The sequence below is a fragment of the Collinsella sp. CLA-ER-H7 genome, assembly GCF_040092345.1.
Classification (GTDB): domain Bacteria; phylum Actinomycetota; class Coriobacteriia; order Coriobacteriales; family Coriobacteriaceae; genus Collinsella.
Genome location: NZ_JBBNLT010000013.1, coordinates 14660 through 29681 on the forward strand (window position 1 = coordinate 14660; position 15022 = coordinate 29681).

Annotated in this window: 15 protein-coding genes and 2 tRNA genes; all 17 read right to left on the minus strand. The window is 61.3% G+C overall.

Annotated elements, in window-relative coordinates:
• Positions 1–2: 2 nt before the first annotated feature.
• The 17 genes from rnc to truB all read right to left on the minus strand — a co-directional run bounded on the left by rnc (position 3) and on the right by truB (position 15014).
• Positions 3–728 carry a ribonuclease III gene (gene rnc, locus AAAX75_RS08250; protein ID WP_349091837.1) on the minus strand — a complete coding sequence of 242 codons (726 nt, stop codon included), beginning with the start codon at positions 726–728 and terminating at the stop codon, positions 3–5.
• 3 nt (positions 729–731) lie between these two features.
• Positions 732–974, minus strand: coding sequence for an acyl carrier protein (locus AAAX75_RS08255; RefSeq protein WP_117847660.1), 243 nt, complete (start codon positions 972–974; stop codon positions 732–734).
• 124 nt (positions 975–1098) lie between these two features.
• Positions 1099–2118, minus strand: coding sequence for a phosphate acyltransferase PlsX (gene plsX, locus AAAX75_RS08260; RefSeq protein ID WP_152068080.1), 1020 nt, complete (start codon positions 2116–2118; stop codon positions 1099–1101).
• An 87-nt stretch (positions 2119–2205) separates the two neighbouring features.
• A complete protein-coding gene (gene rpmF, locus AAAX75_RS08265) occupies positions 2206–2385 on the minus strand; it encodes a 50S ribosomal protein L32 (protein ID WP_022094017.1) in 180 nt (59 codons plus the stop codon).
• A 64-nt stretch (positions 2386–2449) separates the two neighbouring features.
• Positions 2450–3004 carry a DUF177 domain-containing protein gene (locus AAAX75_RS08270; protein ID WP_055309521.1) on the minus strand — a complete coding sequence of 185 codons (555 nt, stop codon included), beginning with the start codon at positions 3002–3004 and terminating at the stop codon, positions 2450–2452.
• On the minus strand, positions 3004–3501 hold the full coding sequence (locus AAAX75_RS08275; protein ID WP_040358176.1) for an ATPase: 498 nt from the start codon (positions 3499–3501) through the stop codon (positions 3004–3006). Before AAAX75_RS08275 ends, AAAX75_RS08270 begins: the two co-directional genes overlap by 1 nt.
• Positions 3502–3569: 68 nt before the next feature.
• Entirely contained in the window at positions 3570–4067 is a 498-nt protein-coding gene (gene coaD, locus AAAX75_RS08280) for a pantetheine-phosphate adenylyltransferase (protein ID WP_152068081.1), read from the minus strand.
• On the minus strand, positions 4060–4716 hold the full coding sequence (gene rsmD / locus AAAX75_RS08285; RefSeq protein ID WP_349091838.1) for a 16S rRNA (guanine(966)-N(2))-methyltransferase RsmD: 657 nt from the start codon (positions 4714–4716) through the stop codon (positions 4060–4062). Before rsmD ends, coaD begins: the two co-directional genes overlap by 8 nt.
• On the minus strand, positions 4713–6890 hold the full coding sequence (gene recG, locus AAAX75_RS08290; protein WP_349091839.1) for an ATP-dependent DNA helicase RecG: 2178 nt from the start codon (positions 6888–6890) through the stop codon (positions 4713–4715). The genes rsmD and recG overlap by 4 nt, the downstream gene beginning before the upstream one ends.
• Positions 6891–6900: 10 nt before the next feature.
• Entirely contained in the window at positions 6901–8562 is a 1662-nt protein-coding gene (locus AAAX75_RS08295; protein ID WP_349091840.1) for a DAK2 domain-containing protein, read from the minus strand.
• Positions 8563–8589: 27 nt separating this feature from the next.
• A complete protein-coding gene (locus tag AAAX75_RS08300; protein WP_022093773.1) occupies positions 8590–8946 on the minus strand; it encodes an Asp23/Gls24 family envelope stress response protein in 357 nt (118 codons plus the stop codon).
• 195 nt (positions 8947–9141) lie between these two features.
• Positions 9142–9216, minus strand: a tRNA-Asn gene (locus tag AAAX75_RS08305).
• A 33-nt stretch (positions 9217–9249) separates the two neighbouring features.
• Positions 9250–9324, minus strand: a tRNA-Asn gene (locus AAAX75_RS08310).
• A 192-nt stretch (positions 9325–9516) separates the two neighbouring features.
• The gene (gene rpoD, locus AAAX75_RS08315; RefSeq protein WP_055286388.1) at positions 9517–10866 is read right to left on the minus strand and encodes an RNA polymerase sigma factor RpoD; all 1350 of its coding nucleotides are present in this window, start codon (positions 10864–10866) and stop codon (positions 9517–9519) included.
• 110 nt (positions 10867–10976) lie between these two features.
• Positions 10977–13085 (minus strand): DNA primase, encoded by a 2109-nt coding sequence (gene dnaG / locus AAAX75_RS08320; RefSeq protein WP_349091841.1) that lies wholly within the window; start codon positions 13083–13085, stop codon positions 10977–10979.
• Positions 13078–14085: a riboflavin biosynthesis protein RibF gene (ribF, locus tag AAAX75_RS08325; RefSeq protein ID WP_349091843.1), complete on the minus strand. Its 1008-nt coding sequence runs from the start codon at positions 14083–14085 to the stop codon at positions 13078–13080. The genes dnaG and ribF overlap by 8 nt, the downstream gene beginning before the upstream one ends.
• Entirely contained in the window at positions 14082–15014 is a 933-nt protein-coding gene (truB, locus tag AAAX75_RS08330) for a tRNA pseudouridine(55) synthase TruB (protein ID WP_349091844.1), read from the minus strand. The genes ribF and truB overlap by 4 nt, the downstream gene beginning before the upstream one ends.
• Positions 15015–15022 lie beyond the last annotated feature (8 nt).

The window sequence follows — 15022 nt, forward strand, 5'->3', positions numbered from 1 at the left end:
GCTTAAACAGGCTTCTTGTTGAGAATCACGCCGTTGGTGGTGTAGCCCATGCGGTCAAGCGCCTCGAGAGCAGCGGCTCCCTCGGCTTCTTTCTTTGAGGAGCCGGAGCCGCGACCCTGACGGATGCCATCGATCAAAACCACGGCGGTAAAGGTGGGCGCATGTGCCGGGCCCTCGGAGCCAACGAGCTTGTACGCCGGGGGCTCGTGACCGTCGGCTTGCACGCACTCCTGCAAAAACGACTTGGGGTTCGCGGGGTGCTCGGCACGCTCGGAAGCCAAATGCGGCTTAAGCGTACGGTGGATAAACTCCGCCGCGGCATCCCAGCCGGCATCCAGGTACAGTGCGCCCACGAGCGACTCGTAGACGTTCTCGAGGGCCGAATGCAGGCCCCGCGCACCGGTACCGGTCTCGGAGGCACCAAAGATGATGATGTCGTCAATGCCCAGCTCGTGAGAAACCTCGGACAGCGTAGCGCCCGAGACAAGCGACACCTTCAGGCGCGTGAGCTTGCCCTCGTCAAACTCCGGATAGGACTCAAACAGGGAGCGTGCGACCACAGCACCCAAAATGGAATCGCCCAAGAACTCAAGGCGCTCATAGCTGGCAGAAACCGGCTGGCCCTCGACTGCCGAGGGATGCGTAAGGGCCGCGCGCAGCAGCACCTTATTGTTGAACTCGTGGCCCAGGATTTCCTGGGCACGCGCAAGTCGTTCGGATAAAGCCAAGACCTAGGCCTCCCTGGCGTTTTCGATCGCGTCGACGGCGTCGGCGACAGAGTTGAGCGAGAGCAGGGTCTCGTCATCGATCTCGAGGTTGAACTCGTCCTCGATAGCCGTAACCAGCTGCAGGCGCTCGAGCGAGTTGGCATCGAGGTCGTCAAAGGTGGTCTCCTCGCTAATTTCGGCAACATCGACGCCCAGAACGTCAGCAGCGACCTCGGCGATCTTGTCGAAGATTTCGGAGCGGTCCATAGCGCTTCCTCTCATAGTGCATGAATACCAAAAGAATGGTACCGCCCGGGCGGTACCAAGACACGGTTCTGATTCTACCCCACGACGTGCACCGCGAAGCACATAACAGCGCTCTAACTCGCTCTTATAAAACGATACCGTCCATAGAGTTGGCGACATTCTCGACCAGCCCGGCGCGCACGGCTTCGGCCGCCGCGAGCGTACCGTTTTTGACAGCCTCGACCGAGGTGGCACCATGGCCGATCAGGACCACGCCGCGCAGGCCCAAAAGAATCGCGCCGCCCTTGGCGTCGCCCGAAAGTTTGGCCTTTATCTCGCGCATCTGCTTTTTAATGAGCAGCGCGGCGATCTTGGTGCCGAGCGAAGACATAAAGACACCCTTGAGCTCCTGCAACAAAAACTTGGCAGCGCCCTCGGTGGCCTTGAGCGCAATATTGCCCGACATACCATCGGCAACGACGACATCGAAGTTGCCTGAGGTGAGGTCGGTGCCCTCGCAGTTACCAACAAAGCCGGGAACGGCGGCCTTCATAGCAGGGAAACAGGCCTTGGTAAAGTTAGAACCCTTCTCGTCCTCGGTGCCGTTGGCAAGCAGGCCCACGCGAGGATGCTCGATGCCCAGGACGACGCGGGCATAGGCGCTGCCCATCTGGGCAAAACGCACCATATCGTCAACCTCGACATCGGGGTTGGCACCCATGTCGCACAGCACCGTCAGACCGCCGGCGCGATTGGGCAGCGCATTGGTCAGACAGGGGCGCACCGGCTGCTTCTTGCCTTCGGCCTGATACCTAAACGGCGTCACGTAGGCGGTGGCAGCGGCGGTCATGGCACCGGTCGAGCCGGCGGAGAAGAACGCATCCGCGTTGCCCTTCTTAATGGCGCGGCAAGAAAGCACGATCGACGACTTACGCTTGGTCATCACGGCGCGAATGGGATCGTCATCCATGGCGATAACGTCAGGTGCCTCAAGGGCCTCAACACGTGCATGGGAAGCTGCAAAGGGATTGACGATTTCGGCCGGGCCAGCCGCCAAGACCTCGATATCGGGATCGGCGGCAAGCGCAGCCTCGATACCATCGAGAACAACCTGAGGTTTCTCGTCTCCGCCCACAACGTCTACACAAACGCGAACGTTACTCATATACATGCTCCTTATACAAAAATGGCCGACTCATTGAGCCGGCCATTGTGGTTCCATTTGGAACGGCATCGCATCCAGAGTATACCGTTACTCGGTAACGATAACCTCGCGGTCCTTGTAGAAACCGCAGCTGGGGCACACGTGGTGCGGAAGCTTGACAGCGCCGCAACGGGGGCACGTGGACTGAGCCGCAGCCGAGATCTTCATGTTGGCGGAACGACGGGTGTGAGTGCGGATACGACCCTGCTTTTGTTTAGGTACGGGCATAGTGACCTTCCTTATGAACTATCCAGTGTGGCGATTACGCGCAAGTAGCGATACTACCACAGTTTTACTCATCAAGCTTGAGATTCTTCAATGCTGCAAATGGATTTTCCGTGGCAGCGGCCCATTCCGCCTCTGCCTGGGCGGCGCAATCGCATTGCTCGACGTTGAGATTGCAACCGCATGTGGGGCACAGACCACGGCAATCGGGCTTGCAGAGCACCACAAACGGCGTGTCCATAACGACCGCGTCATTGATGGGCTCGCCCAGATCGACGATGCGGTCCTCACCCAGGAGCTCGTAGCCGTCCTCGTAGGCCTCGGGATCCTCGGGCTCCTCAAAGAGGTAGAACTCCTCGATCTCGCCGGCGATATCAAACGAGGCGGGCTCCAGGCAACGGTCGCACTCGCCGGTGGCGTGCGCGCGGACCATGCCCGTGAGCAAGACACCGGTACCGGCATTGGTAAAGACAACGTCGTAGTCGATGCCGTCCTGAAGCTGGTACTCCTTCTCGCCCACCGTGTAGGTGGCGACATCGACCTTACCGGTCAGCGGATACGAATCTCCAGGAAACTCGAGCTGCTCGGAAAGATCGACGGTAACGCTCGGAAACTCAGCCATTACCACTGACCATTCTGTTGGGCGGCACCCTCGTTGAGCTGCTGACGGCAACGGGTAACGGTGCCAGTCAGGCTCTTGAGGTTCTCCTCCAGGTGCGTAAAGACCTGCTCCGCGTAGTCCTCGGCAGCATAACGCGTCTCGCGCTCGTACTGCTGGGCACGATCGCGGATGTCGTCGGCCTGCTGCTGCGCAAGGCGGACGATCTCCTGCTCACCGGCAATGGTGAGGGCCTGCTGCTGAGCGTCGGCGATGATGGAATCAGCCTGAGCGGCGGCGGAAGCCATAAGCTCCTCGCGCTCCTTAAGGATACGGCGGGATTTCTGCCACTCCTCGGGATAGCTCATGCGGATCTCGTCGAGGATATTGAAGAACACGTCGGCGTCGATGACCTTGAACTGAGCGTTCTTGCCGAAAGGCGGCTTGGCTTCCTCGATCAGCCCTTCGAGCTCATCGACCAAGCTGACGATCCTATCGCCAGGAAAATTCTCGCCCGGCATCCGGTCTCCTTTCATAGGTAACTTATCATCGTGCTAGTTTACCACATGCCACCAGGCAATAAAAAACGTCACGAAAAGCGATGTCTGAGCGCTTCGACCACGTTGGGCGGCACAAACGTCGATACATCGCTGCCGAGCGAGGCGATCTGGCGAACGACCGAGCTCGAGATGTAACCGTACTGCGGAGCACTCATGACAAAGATGGACTCCAGCTCGCTATCCAAGCGATAATTGAGGTCGGCCTGCTGCAGCTCATACTCAAAGTCGGTCATGGCGCGCAGGCCCTTGACCACGGCCCCCGCCCCCTGCTCACGAGCGAAGTCGACCAAGAGGCCGGTAAAGGGCAGGACTTCGACGCCGTCGATATTACCGAGCGCCTCGCGGGCCAGCGCCACGCGCTCATCGAGCATAAACGTGGTGCCCACACCGTTTTTACCCTGCGACTCTGCAACAGCGACGATCACACTGGGAAAGATGCGGCGGGCGCGGCGGATCACATCGATATGGCCAAACGTGATGGGATCGAAGGTGCCCGGGACGATCACGCGGTTGATGGTGTCATTCATGGGCGTCCTCCTGAAACGTCGTGGCATCGTTGTTATCGGCATCGGTGACGGCACTATCGTCCTCACCGTCGTCATCGCCGACCCAACGAAGCAGGTCGACCGAGGTAATGCCGTAGCGCTTCTCACGTACAGTCTCAAAGCCTGCCGGATGCGCGCCCGCATCGGCGGAGGCATGCTCAAACAGGGCATAAGCGCCAGACGCAAGCAGACCCTGCTGAGCCAGATTCTGCAGCAGTTCCTCGACCGGCTCGGCGCCAAAAGCATACGGCGGGTCGAGCAGGACCAGATCAAAGGGGCCGCCCGGCACACGACCGCGCGAGGCACTCATCAGCATGTCGCCCGTTACCACGCGCCAACGCGCACGGTCACGGCAGAGCGACTCGATATTCTTGGTAATGAGCCGCGCGGCGTTGCGATCGATCTCAAACGTCGTGAGCGAGCGGGCCCCACGAGAGAGCATCTCGATACCTAGGGCACCGGAGCCGCCAAAGGCGTCCAGCACACGGACCTCGTCCAGATCGAAATCGAATGCCGACATGACCATAGATGCGCACGCCTCGCGCACGCGATCAGTCGTGGGGCGGGTGACATCGCGACCACGGGGCTCCTCGATCTTACGACCGCGCCATTCGCCGCCGATGATTCTCATCCTCCGCTGACCTCCTTAAAGATATGTCGATAACGCATGGCGACCGCGTCGCGCAAGGGACGCGTCGCCACAGAGTCAAGGTTGCAAGCATACCGCAAGAGCTCGACCGCGTCCAAATGGGCCCATTCGATAAGGTCCTCATCGGCGTCCAGGTCGACAAAGCGCAGGGTCACACCACCATGCTGACGATAACCCAGGATCTCGCCTTCATGGCGCAGGCGCAGGTCCATCTGGGCGAGCGTAAAGCCGTCCGAGGTCTTTTCGAGCGACTGGAGACGGTCTTGTGCCGCCGATGCGCCGCCGTTGCCCTTGGAGTGCGTCATGACCAGGCACGTGCCCGACACGCTGCCACGGCCCACGCGACCGCGCAGCTGGTGCAGGGCAGCCAACCCAAAGCGCTCGCCGTTCTCGATGACCATGACGGTGGCGTTAGGCACGTCGACGCCCACCTCGACCACCGTAGTGGAGACGAGCACGTCGATCTCGCCACGCTTGAAGGCGTCGATCACACGATCCTTCTCCCCCGCCGGCATGCGGCCGTGAAGGCGCTCGATGGTAAGCCCCGGCAACGCCAGACGCAGTCGGTCGAGCTCGGTTGCCGTATCGTGCAGCGGCACGGGGACGGTTACGCGGCCCTCATCGTCGCGGGCAATACCGGGCACGTCTTCCAGCTCATCGGCCGAGTCACTCGGCTCCACGAGCGGGCAAATCACGTAGGCCTGCTGACCCTTTTCATGCGCCTCGCGGATGGCTCCATAGGCGAGGTCTCGACTCGACTCGGTGAGCACGCGTGTCGTCACGCCAGCGCCAGGGACTGGCCGATGGCGGATGATACTCGTGTCCAGATCGCCGTAGACCGAAAGCGCCAGCGTACGCGGGATGGGCGTTGCCGTCATAACGAGCAGATCGGCACCGGGGCCCTTCGCGCGTAGTGCGTTGCGTTGGCCTACGCCAAAGCGGTGCTGTTCGTCGATGACAACAAGCGACAAGTGCTTAAAGTTCACGTCTTCGGAAAGAACAGCATGGGTGCCAAAGAGGACATCGAGCTCGCCGGACTGCAGCTGCTCATGGATCCGCTCGCGCTCGGCCGCCGGAGTGGCACCCGTCAGAAGCGCCCAGGACATGCCGGTCTGCGAGAGCAGAGGGCCGGTCTTATCGGCATATTGGCGCGCCAGCACGCCCGTGGGCGCCATAACGCAGGCCTGCGTGCCGCTATCGGCAGCCACAGCCAGAGCGCAGGCGGCAACGGCGGTCTTACCGGTACCGACATCGCCCAGCAGCAGGCGGTTCATCACGCGCCCACCATCGCACATATCGCGCAGGATATCTTGGAACGCGGTCTCCTGCTCGTCGCTCAGCGAAAACGGCAGGGCTTGCTTAAGCGCGGCCAGGTGCTCGCCCGCGGTGTGGGCATAGGGAACCACATCGACCAGGCCGCCGACGTTGCGCAGGCGCAGCGCCAGCTGCAGGTAGAGGCACTCCTCGTAGGCAAGCCGTGCGCGCGCGATATCGCGCTCTGCCATACTCGATGGAAAGTGGATCGAACACAACGCGCGGGCATTGCTCATGAGCTTCCGCTTTGCGCGCAGCGGCGCGGGAATCGGATCGAACGGATTGCCGGCGACCTCGAGCGCGCCGCTTATGATGCGGCGCATCCACGCCTGGCTCACGCCATCGCTCACGTAATGGACCGGCAGGATGGTGCCTGCGGCACGCCCGTCATCGAGCTTTTCAAAGTGCGGCGAGGCCATCTGCTTAAAACCGTAGGCAAACTCGACCTTGCCCATCACGGCCAGGCGGTCGCCCTGTTTAAGCTGCTGGGCAATCCAGGGCTGGCGGAAAAAGGCGACCTGCAACACGCCCGTCTCGTCCACGAGTGAGACCTCGGTCACCTGCATGCGCGGACGCGGCTGCTTTTGGACGATGCGGTCGACCGTGGCGATGATGGTGCACACGGTACCGATGGGCGCCATCTCGATGGACCACGAACGGGTAAAGTCGAGGTATCGATGAGGGATATGGAGAAGGAGGTCCCCCACCGTCCTAATTCCCAGACGGCGAAGGGCCTCCTCACGTTTACCCGAAACATATTTGAGTCGCGCGATATCCTCGTCGAGCGCATTGCTCTGGGCAAAGCGCTCCGAGACGCGCGGCACGGAGCAGAGCTCGGACATGGGCAGATGCCTACTCGATCGAGAAGATCACGGGATAGAGCGGCTGCTCGCCACGATGGGCGTCGATCTCCAGATCAGGCTGAGCCTCCTCGATAGCGTCGACGATCTCCTGGAAGGCCTCATCGGACAGCTCCTCGCCGGCCAAAATCGTCAGCGCGTCGCCCTCCTCTTCCTCCTGCATGCGGTTGATGCAATCGAGCGTGACCTGCTTCACGTCGGAGCCGACCACGTCGATGGAGCCGGCGATGATACCCATGACGTCACCGGAGTGAATCGGAGAGCCGTCAGAGGCGCTGGAATCGCGCACGGCGCGGGTGACCTCGCCATCGCGGACCTCGCTGATGGCGTCGACCATGGCGGCGACGGCGTCCTCGAGCTCGGAATCGGGCAGGACCGCGAACAGCGCGGAGAAGGCCTGCGGAACGGTTTTGGTGGGAACGACGGCAACCTTCTTGTCCGTGCAGGCAGAAGCGGCAGCCTCGGCAGCCATGCGGATGTTGCCGTTGTTGGGCAGGATGATGACCGAGGTCGCGTTGGCCTGGTCCACCGCACCCAGCAGGTCTGCAGTCGAGGGGTTCATGGTCTGGCCACCCGACACGATCACGTCGACGCCGAGGGACTTAAGGATGTCGGCCTCGCCAGAACCGGCGGCAACGGCGACAAAGCCCAGCGCCTTGGCGGGCTCGGCGGCCTTTTCCTGGTCCTCGTGAATCTTAGCGGTACGGTCGTGGGCCTCCATCTCCATGTTGTGGATAAAGACCTCGTAAATCTGACCGAGCTGCAACATGTGCTCGAGCACCAGGTTGGGGGTGTTGGAGTGCACGTGGATCTTGTAGTCGGGGTAGGCACCCACGAGCAGCTCACAGTCGCCCATGGAACCCAGGAACTTAAGGCACTCGTCCTCGTCAAACGGGGCGTCGGCCTTAAAGAGGAACTCGTTGCAGTAGCGGAACTCCGAGCCCTCCCAGTCGTCGTTAGCCTCGATCTCAACACGGCCAAGAGCGGCATCGCGGGCAGAGCCGGCGGAGTCAAACGTAGCGGAGAAATCCTCGACCACGGTGCTGCGACCAAGCGCGGCGGCAACAAAGTTCTCCAGGAAGATGGCAAAGCCAAAGGCGCCGGAGTCGACCACGCCGTTCTCCTTCAGAACGGGCAGCAGGTCGGGCGTGCGGGCGACGGACTGGTAGGCCTCGACGACGATAGCATCGAGCGCATCCTCGGCCGAGAACTTCTTCTTCTCGCACTCGTCGGCCTTGGTCGAGACATCGCGCAGGACCGTGAGGATCGTGCCCTCGATGGGCTTGCGGACAGCCTGGAAGGCGACCTTGACGGCGCGACGGAAGGCGAAGGCAATGTTGGCGGACGTAATGGGCTCGTCGGCAGAGACAAGGCCCTCGGCCACGCCGCGCAGAATCTGCGAGGTGATGACGCCGGAGTTACCGCGGGCGCCCATCAGGGAACCGTGGGTGATGGCGCCGGCGATGGCCTCCATGTCGGCATCGGCGGGAAGGGCGGAAAGCTCCTTGGTCACCGAGGCGAGCGTGAGCGACATGTTGGTGCCGGTGTCGCCGTCGGGTACGGGGAAGACGTTGAGCTTGTTGATCTCCTCGGCCTTGTCGGAAACGGCAGCCGCAGCGATCGGAAAACAGGTGCGAATGGTCTTTGCAATCATGGGTATTTGAATCTCCGTTTTCGGATGCTAGTTCAGACGGCTCTTAAGCGCGTCGATATGGATGCCGATCTTAAGGCTGGCGGGATCGATCTGGGCGATCTCCTGCAGGGTGAAGGCAACGGAGCTCGAAAGATTGTGGCAGACGGACTTCATGTTGACGCCGTTCTCGAGCACGACGTGAAGATCGACCGTAAGGCCGTTCTCGTCGGCGGAGACAAGCACGCCCTTGCGGAGGCGCTGACCGGCAAGCAGGCGCACGCTCTCGGCGCCCTGGAGCTGCTCAGCCATACCGACAACGCCATAGCACGTCATCGCGGCATAACCGGCAATATCGGCAATAACGTCGTTCGAGACGCTCAGGCTGCCGTTAATGGTCTCAGACACAAGAATCTCCTTTTCTTGGTGCTCGCGGCACCATGTCGTGGGAGCAATCATTGCAATATTCTACAACGACCGCGCCATGTTGAGGTGGCGGGCCTCGGGATTACATCCTCGACACGAAATGTTGATATGGTAACGTTCGCGAACGGCGATCGCGGCATGAAAAAACCCGCCGCATAAGCGACGGGTTTTACAACCTGGCTCCCCGGGTAGGACTCGAACCTACAACAGCGCGGTTAACAGCCGCGTGCTCTACCATTGAGCTACCGAGGAATTTAAAGCCCAACGGAAAGGGCTGGAAAATTCTGGCTCCCCGGGTAGGACTCGAACCTACAACAGCGCGGTTAACAGCCGCGTGCTCTACCATTGAGCTACCGAGGAATAGGTGCGTGCTCTCAAGCAACGAAGTTTATTATACGGACGAATCCGCTAAGGGCAAGAACTTTTTTAAGAAATTTTCCGACCTAATCATTGGGAACGTTCTTAAACGACCAGTCATTCAAGAACGTCCCCAACGACTACATGAAAGCGCCCTCAAGCGGATGTGCTTGAGGGCGCTTCTTGCTTGCGAGGTTAAGACTCAATATAGTCTTTCAGCTTGCTCGAACGGCTCGGGTGGCGGAGCTTGGCCAGGGTCTTGGACTCGATCTGGCGGATACGCTCGCGCGTGACGCCAAACTCGCGGCCGACTTCCTCGAGCGTACGGGGATGTCCGTCGACAAGGCCAAAGCGCAGCTCGATAACCTTGCGCTCACGATCGGCAAGCGAGTCGAGCACCTGGGTGAGCTGCTCCTGCAGCATGGAGAAGCTGGCCGCATCGGGCGGAACGATGGCCTGGGAGTCCTCGATGAAGTCGCCCAGCTGGGAATCCTCTTCCTCGCCGATGGGGGTCTCGAGCGACACGGGCTCCTGCGAGATCTTCTGGATCTCGCGGACGCGGTCGGCACTCATGTCCATCTCGGCACCGATCTCCTCGGGGGTCGGGTCGCGACCCAGGTCCTGAAGGAGCTGGCGCTGCACACGGACGAGCTTGTTGATGGTCTCGACCATGTGCACGGGAATACGGATGGTACGGGCCTGGTCGGCGATAGCGCGCGTGATAGCCTGACGGATCCACCACGTGGCGTACGTGGAGAACTTAAAGCCCTTCTGGTAGTCGAACTTCTCGACGGCGCGAATCAGACCGAGGTTGCCCTCCTGGATCAGGTCCAGGAACAGCATGCCGCGACCGACATAACGCTTGGCGATGGAGACGACCAGACGCAGGTTTGCGCTGATGAGTGCCTGCTTGGCTTCGAGGCCCACGTTCTCAATGCGCGTAAGACGACGCATCTCGGCACGCGTGAGTTCGAGCTCACCAGCATCGGCAGCCTCGAGCTTCTCAGTGGCCTCAAGACCGGCCTCGATCTTCATGGCCAAATCGACCTCTTCGGAGGCGGTCAGCAGGTCGACCTTGCCGATCTCCTTGAGGTACATACGGACCGGGTCGCCGGTCAGCATCACCGTGGAGGCATCGATGCCGCGCACGCGCGAACGCGAACGGGACGTGCGCACGGTGCGCTTCTTCTTGCTCTTGGAAGAACCCATCTCGGCGTCGGCCTGGCGGGCCATCTTGAGCTCGTGGTCGTCGAGCGAGCCGGAATCGTGCTCGTCGTCGTCATCGAAATCGTCGGTATCGGTATCGTTATCGTCATCGTCGACGTCCATAGGGGCGTCGTCGTTACCGCTCGCGGAGATAATCTGGATGCCGCTGTTGCGCAGCGCGGAATACACCGCGGTGAGCTGCTCGTCAGAAACATCGATATCCTTCAGGGCGACCTGAATCTCGTCCTCGGTTACCGAAGTCCTGTTTGAGCCGTTGCCCATGAGCTTTGCAACGTAGGATTCCAGCCCAGTACCCGTGCTCTCAGTCTTTTTTGGCACAGATTCTCCCTTCATAGTCCACAGGACTCAATACTTTAGCACACACATAGACGTCTATACCCAAAAAGAGGACTGGATATAGGCGAGAATACGCTGGTTGACCACAACATCTAGGCCTGTTCGGTGCCTGCGGCCTCCAGGCCGATCAAACGGAACGGGTCCGCCACGCCGCCGATCGACTTTTGCAGCTCGCGTTGACGCTGCGAATCCTGCGCGGCCTGAACGGTCAGCGCGCGACGGGCCTCATCATCGAGTGAACGGTCCTGGCGCAGCTTGGCCTGTGCGGCACGCATGCGGCGTTTGATGGTGTAGAGCTCGAGCGTATCGAGCATAAACACGATGTTCGTCTCGGTAGGGTGCTTGCTCGTCGCTGAGATGCGCCCGGCACTCACAAGCGTTGCCGCATCGGGACACACTGAGCGCGCCGCATCCATGCAGGCTGCAGGATCGGTTCCCGGCGGCGTTGCCAGAACGGCCCATGCGATGGACTCGTGACGTGGGTCAACCCACTCGATGGAGCAGATGCGGTCGGCATACGTGCGGAACAGGTCGGGGTAGCTCGTGAGCATCGTCAACAGTTCGCGCTCCCCTGCCAAGGACTTGCGTTCAAGATCGGTAAGAACCATCGGCGGCGCCGCAGCCGGTGCACCCGAACCGTCAGCCGCAGGCACAGCGCCCATACCATCAGGCACATCGATCGGCGGAAGATCTTCGACGACCTCCACGGGCGCGGCACCGTAGGCATCGAGCGGGACGTAGTCGTACGGCTCTTCTTTGACCGGCACGGACACCGGCGGCGTCGCGCCCGATGCCCAAGCACCGCGACCGGCATCGCGAGAACCCGAAGCCCGACCGCCCGCGCTACCGGAGCGCTCGGCCTGCGCCCGCTGGCGCTCATAGTTCTGCTCACGGCGGCGTTCCGCATCCTCGCGCTTGGCGACATCGCGAAACACACGGCCCGAGCTCGCGCGCACGGTCTCCAGGTCCAAACCAAGCAGGTCGGCAATCTGGATAAAGTACGTGTCGATCATATAGCTGTCGCGCAGCGGATAGATAAGCGTCAGCGCATCCTCCAGCGCCTTGGCGCGACCGCCCGGCGTGGTGATGTCGCTCGACTCCTGCAGCGAACGGTACACAAAGTCCATGAGGGGCTCGGAGGCATCGATGCGCGCCTGCAATGCCTCGCCACCATGTGCGGTGATGAACTCCATGGGGTCGTTGCCGTCGGGCAGCACCACACAGCGCAGGTCCATCGAATCCTGCTCGATAAATTGAATCGCGCGACGGGCGGCCTTTTGACCGGCCGCATCGCCGTCGAACATATACACGATGCGCTTGGCAAAGCGGGTGAGCGTCTTGACGTGATGCTCCGTCAGCGCCGTGCCCAGCGTGGCGACGACGTTTTTAATCCCCGCCTCCCAACAGGCGATGCAGTCGGTATAGCCCTCCACCACGATGGCGGTATCCTGCGCGACGATAAACTCCTTGGCCCAATTAAAGCCGTAGAGGTTTCGCTTTTTATGAAACACGCTCGTCTCGGCAGTATTTAGGTACTTGGGTTGGCCGTCACCCATGATGCGACCACCAAAGGCAATGTTATGACCCTGTTCGTCAAAGATAGGAAACATCACGCGGTCGTAGAAGCGGTCGGCTAGCTGCCCGCGTCCGCGGCTCACGGCAACGTTGGCGTCGATCATCTCCTGCGGGGTAAAACCTGCCTGGGACAGGTGCGATACCAGTGCGTTGCGGCCCGGTGCAAAGCCCAGGCAGTAGCGGCGGCAGACGTCGCCACCCATGCCGCGGCTGGCAAAGTACTCACGTGGACGGCCATCCTTACCGCGCATAAGCATGGTGTGGTAGAACTGGGCGGTCTCGGCGCACAGATCGTAGATTCGGGCACGCTTGGTACCGCGCTCGCGGCGATCTCCGGTGTCGTGCAGCTCAATACCCGCGCGATCGGCCAAATAACGGATTGACTCGGGAAAGCTCAGGTTCTCGCGCTTCATGATATAGGTGAAGACGTCGCCACCCTCGCCGCAGCCAAAGCAATGCCACACCTGCGTGGCGGGAATAATGTGGAAAGACGGCGTCTTTTCGCCATGAAAAGGGCAGCAGCCCCAAAACTCATGGCCGCGGGGCTTGAGCTCAACCGTTTCCTGCACGATGGCGACTAGGTCGGACGCAGCGCGTACCTGGTCTTTTTCCTCATCGCTAATCACGGATGCTCACCCCCTGCCCACCCAAGTTGTGACGAATATCTTCGATATTACCCTCGACGGTCGCGATCAACTCATCCAGCGAATCGAACACGCGCGACGGACGCAGCCAGCGCGTAAACGCCAGCGAAACGGAAGCGCCGTACAGGTCGCCCGTATAACCAATTAAATTAGCCTCGAGATGCGCCGAAGCGGCATCGTCGGCATACGTCGGCGGCAGTCCGACGTTCACGGCAGCGGGCCACACGGTGTCATCGACCAGCACCAGACCCTCATACACGCCATCGGCAGGCACCTGAATGCCGTCGGGAACCTGCAGGTTTGCCGTGGGAAAGCCCATGCCAGAACCCTCGTGACGGCCGCGAATAACACCGCCACGCACCATATACGGGCGGCCGAGCAACTCAGCAGCAAGCTCCACATGGCCCTGTCCCAGTTCATGACGGATGCGCGTGGCGCAAATGGCCTCACCGCCCTCGCAAAGCAAGTCGTGCCCGTATACGTCAACGCCGCGCTCGGCACCCCAGGCGCGCATCTCGGCAACACCAGAAGCACCGCCACGACCCAGCCTAAAGTCGCTGCCAACGCGAATCGATCGAATGTCGACCAGACGCGACACCAGCGAGAGAAAAGCAACATGGTCAAGCGCCGCAACCTCAGGCGTAAAGGGAACGGCCACCACCGCATCGACCCCAGTTTGAGCCAGGGCATGCAGACGGTCGGCCGTCGTCATCAATTTTTGAGCGGGCGAAGGGCTCACCACGACGTCCGGGTCGGGATCGAAGGTAACTACGACCGTCTTGCAGCCATGGGCACGGGCATCACGGACAAGCGCTTCGATAAGTTCCTGGTGTCCACGGTGAACGCCGTCGAACACGCCGATGGCAATCGATGCGGCACCCAAGTGCTCACACTCATCAAACATATCGGCAGCAACGATGCGAGCCTCGTCCGACTCGCCCGCGAAAAAGACACGCGCGAGCTCGCGAGCGGACAACATCATCGAACACCGCCGATTGCCTGCGGAAACACGTGCTCCATAACAAAGCGGCCACTCTCAATGCGGGCGAGCGCCTTGAGTCCCCCATCGAGCACCAGCGCAAACAGCGCCTTCGAGGCATCGAAATCGGCAAGCGCACGCTCAACGGGAATGCGACGGCCGCAGAGCAGGTCGTCGGCAAGATTGCCCGGCAAGTCAACACGCGTGGCGCCCAGGGCCGCAATGGGATCCAGGGCAAAGCCAGCCGCGGACTCGGGAGAAAGCTCCTCGATCGCATGACAAGCGCCAATGGAAACAACACCGGAAGCCGTGCGGCGCAGCGCGGAAATATGCGCGGCGCTGTCGCAGGCGCGGCCCAGGTCGCGAGCGAGCGCTCGGATATAGGTGCCCTTGCTCACCGAGAACGCCACGGTCCACACGCACGTATCACCTTCGCCGCCCACGGCGATCAGGTCAGCGGCATAGACCTCGACGGGGCGCGGAGGTAGGTCCACCGCATTGCCCTCGCGAGCAGACTTGTAGGCGCGAACGCCATTGACCGAGATAGCCGAAAACGCCGGCGGCACCTGCATCTGCGGACCCAGCATGGCGGCCAAGCGCTCACGGGCATAGGCAGGATCGCGGAGCTCGTTGGCAACAGCCACCGTGCGGACGGCCTCGCCCTCCGCGTCATCGGTATTAGTCTCGGCGCCAAACGAGATGTCGGCGACGTAGCTTTTGGTATCGAGCGTGAGCATACCAAGCAGACGGGTGGCCTGGCCCACGCCCACCACCATGACGCCGGACGCCATGGGGTCGAGCGTACCGGCATGGCCGACGCGCCGCTCATGGAGAGCGCGTCGGCATTGCGAGACCACGTCATGGGACGTGCAGCCCACCGGCTTATCGACCGCGAGCAGCATATTCAATTGAGAAGGCGTACGACGAGCCATGTACCATC

What these genes read in the sequence shown, in the direction of transcription:
- truB (WP_349091844.1), bottom strand. Translation starts at nt 15,014, where the DNA reads ATGGCTCGTCGTACGCCTTCTCAATTGAATATGCTGCTCGCGGTCGAT.
- ribF (WP_349091843.1), bottom strand. Translation starts at nt 14,085, where the DNA reads ATGATGTTGTCCGCTCGCGAGCTCGCGCGTGTCTTTTTCGCGGGCGAG.
- rpmF (WP_022094017.1), bottom strand. Translation starts at nt 2,385, where the DNA reads ATGCCCGTACCTAAACAAAAGCAGGGTCGTATCCGCACTCACACCCGT.
- rsmD (WP_349091838.1), bottom strand. Translation starts at nt 4,716, where the DNA reads ATGAGAATCATCGGCGGCGAATGGCGCGGTCGTAAGATCGAGGAGCCC.
- AAAX75_RS08270 (WP_055309521.1), bottom strand. Translation starts at nt 3,004, where the DNA reads ATGGCTGAGTTTCCGAGCGTTACCGTCGATCTTTCCGAGCAGCTCGAG.
- AAAX75_RS08255 (WP_117847660.1), bottom strand. Translation starts at nt 974, where the DNA reads ATGGACCGCTCCGAAATCTTCGACAAGATCGCCGAGGTCGCTGCTGAC.
- AAAX75_RS08275 (WP_040358176.1), bottom strand. Translation starts at nt 3,501, where the DNA reads ATGCCGGGCGAGAATTTTCCTGGCGATAGGATCGTCAGCTTGGTCGAT.
- recG (WP_349091839.1), bottom strand. Translation starts at nt 6,890, where the DNA reads ATGTCCGAGCTCTGCTCCGTGCCGCGCGTCTCGGAGCGCTTTGCCCAG.
- plsX (WP_152068080.1), bottom strand. Translation starts at nt 2,118, where the DNA reads ATGAGTAACGTTCGCGTTTGTGTAGACGTTGTGGGCGGAGACGAGAAA.
- coaD (WP_152068081.1), bottom strand. Translation starts at nt 4,067, where the DNA reads ATGAATGACACCATCAACCGCGTGATCGTCCCGGGCACCTTCGATCCC.
- AAAX75_RS08295 (WP_349091840.1), bottom strand. Translation starts at nt 8,562, where the DNA reads ATGATTGCAAAGACCATTCGCACCTGTTTTCCGATCGCTGCGGCTGCC.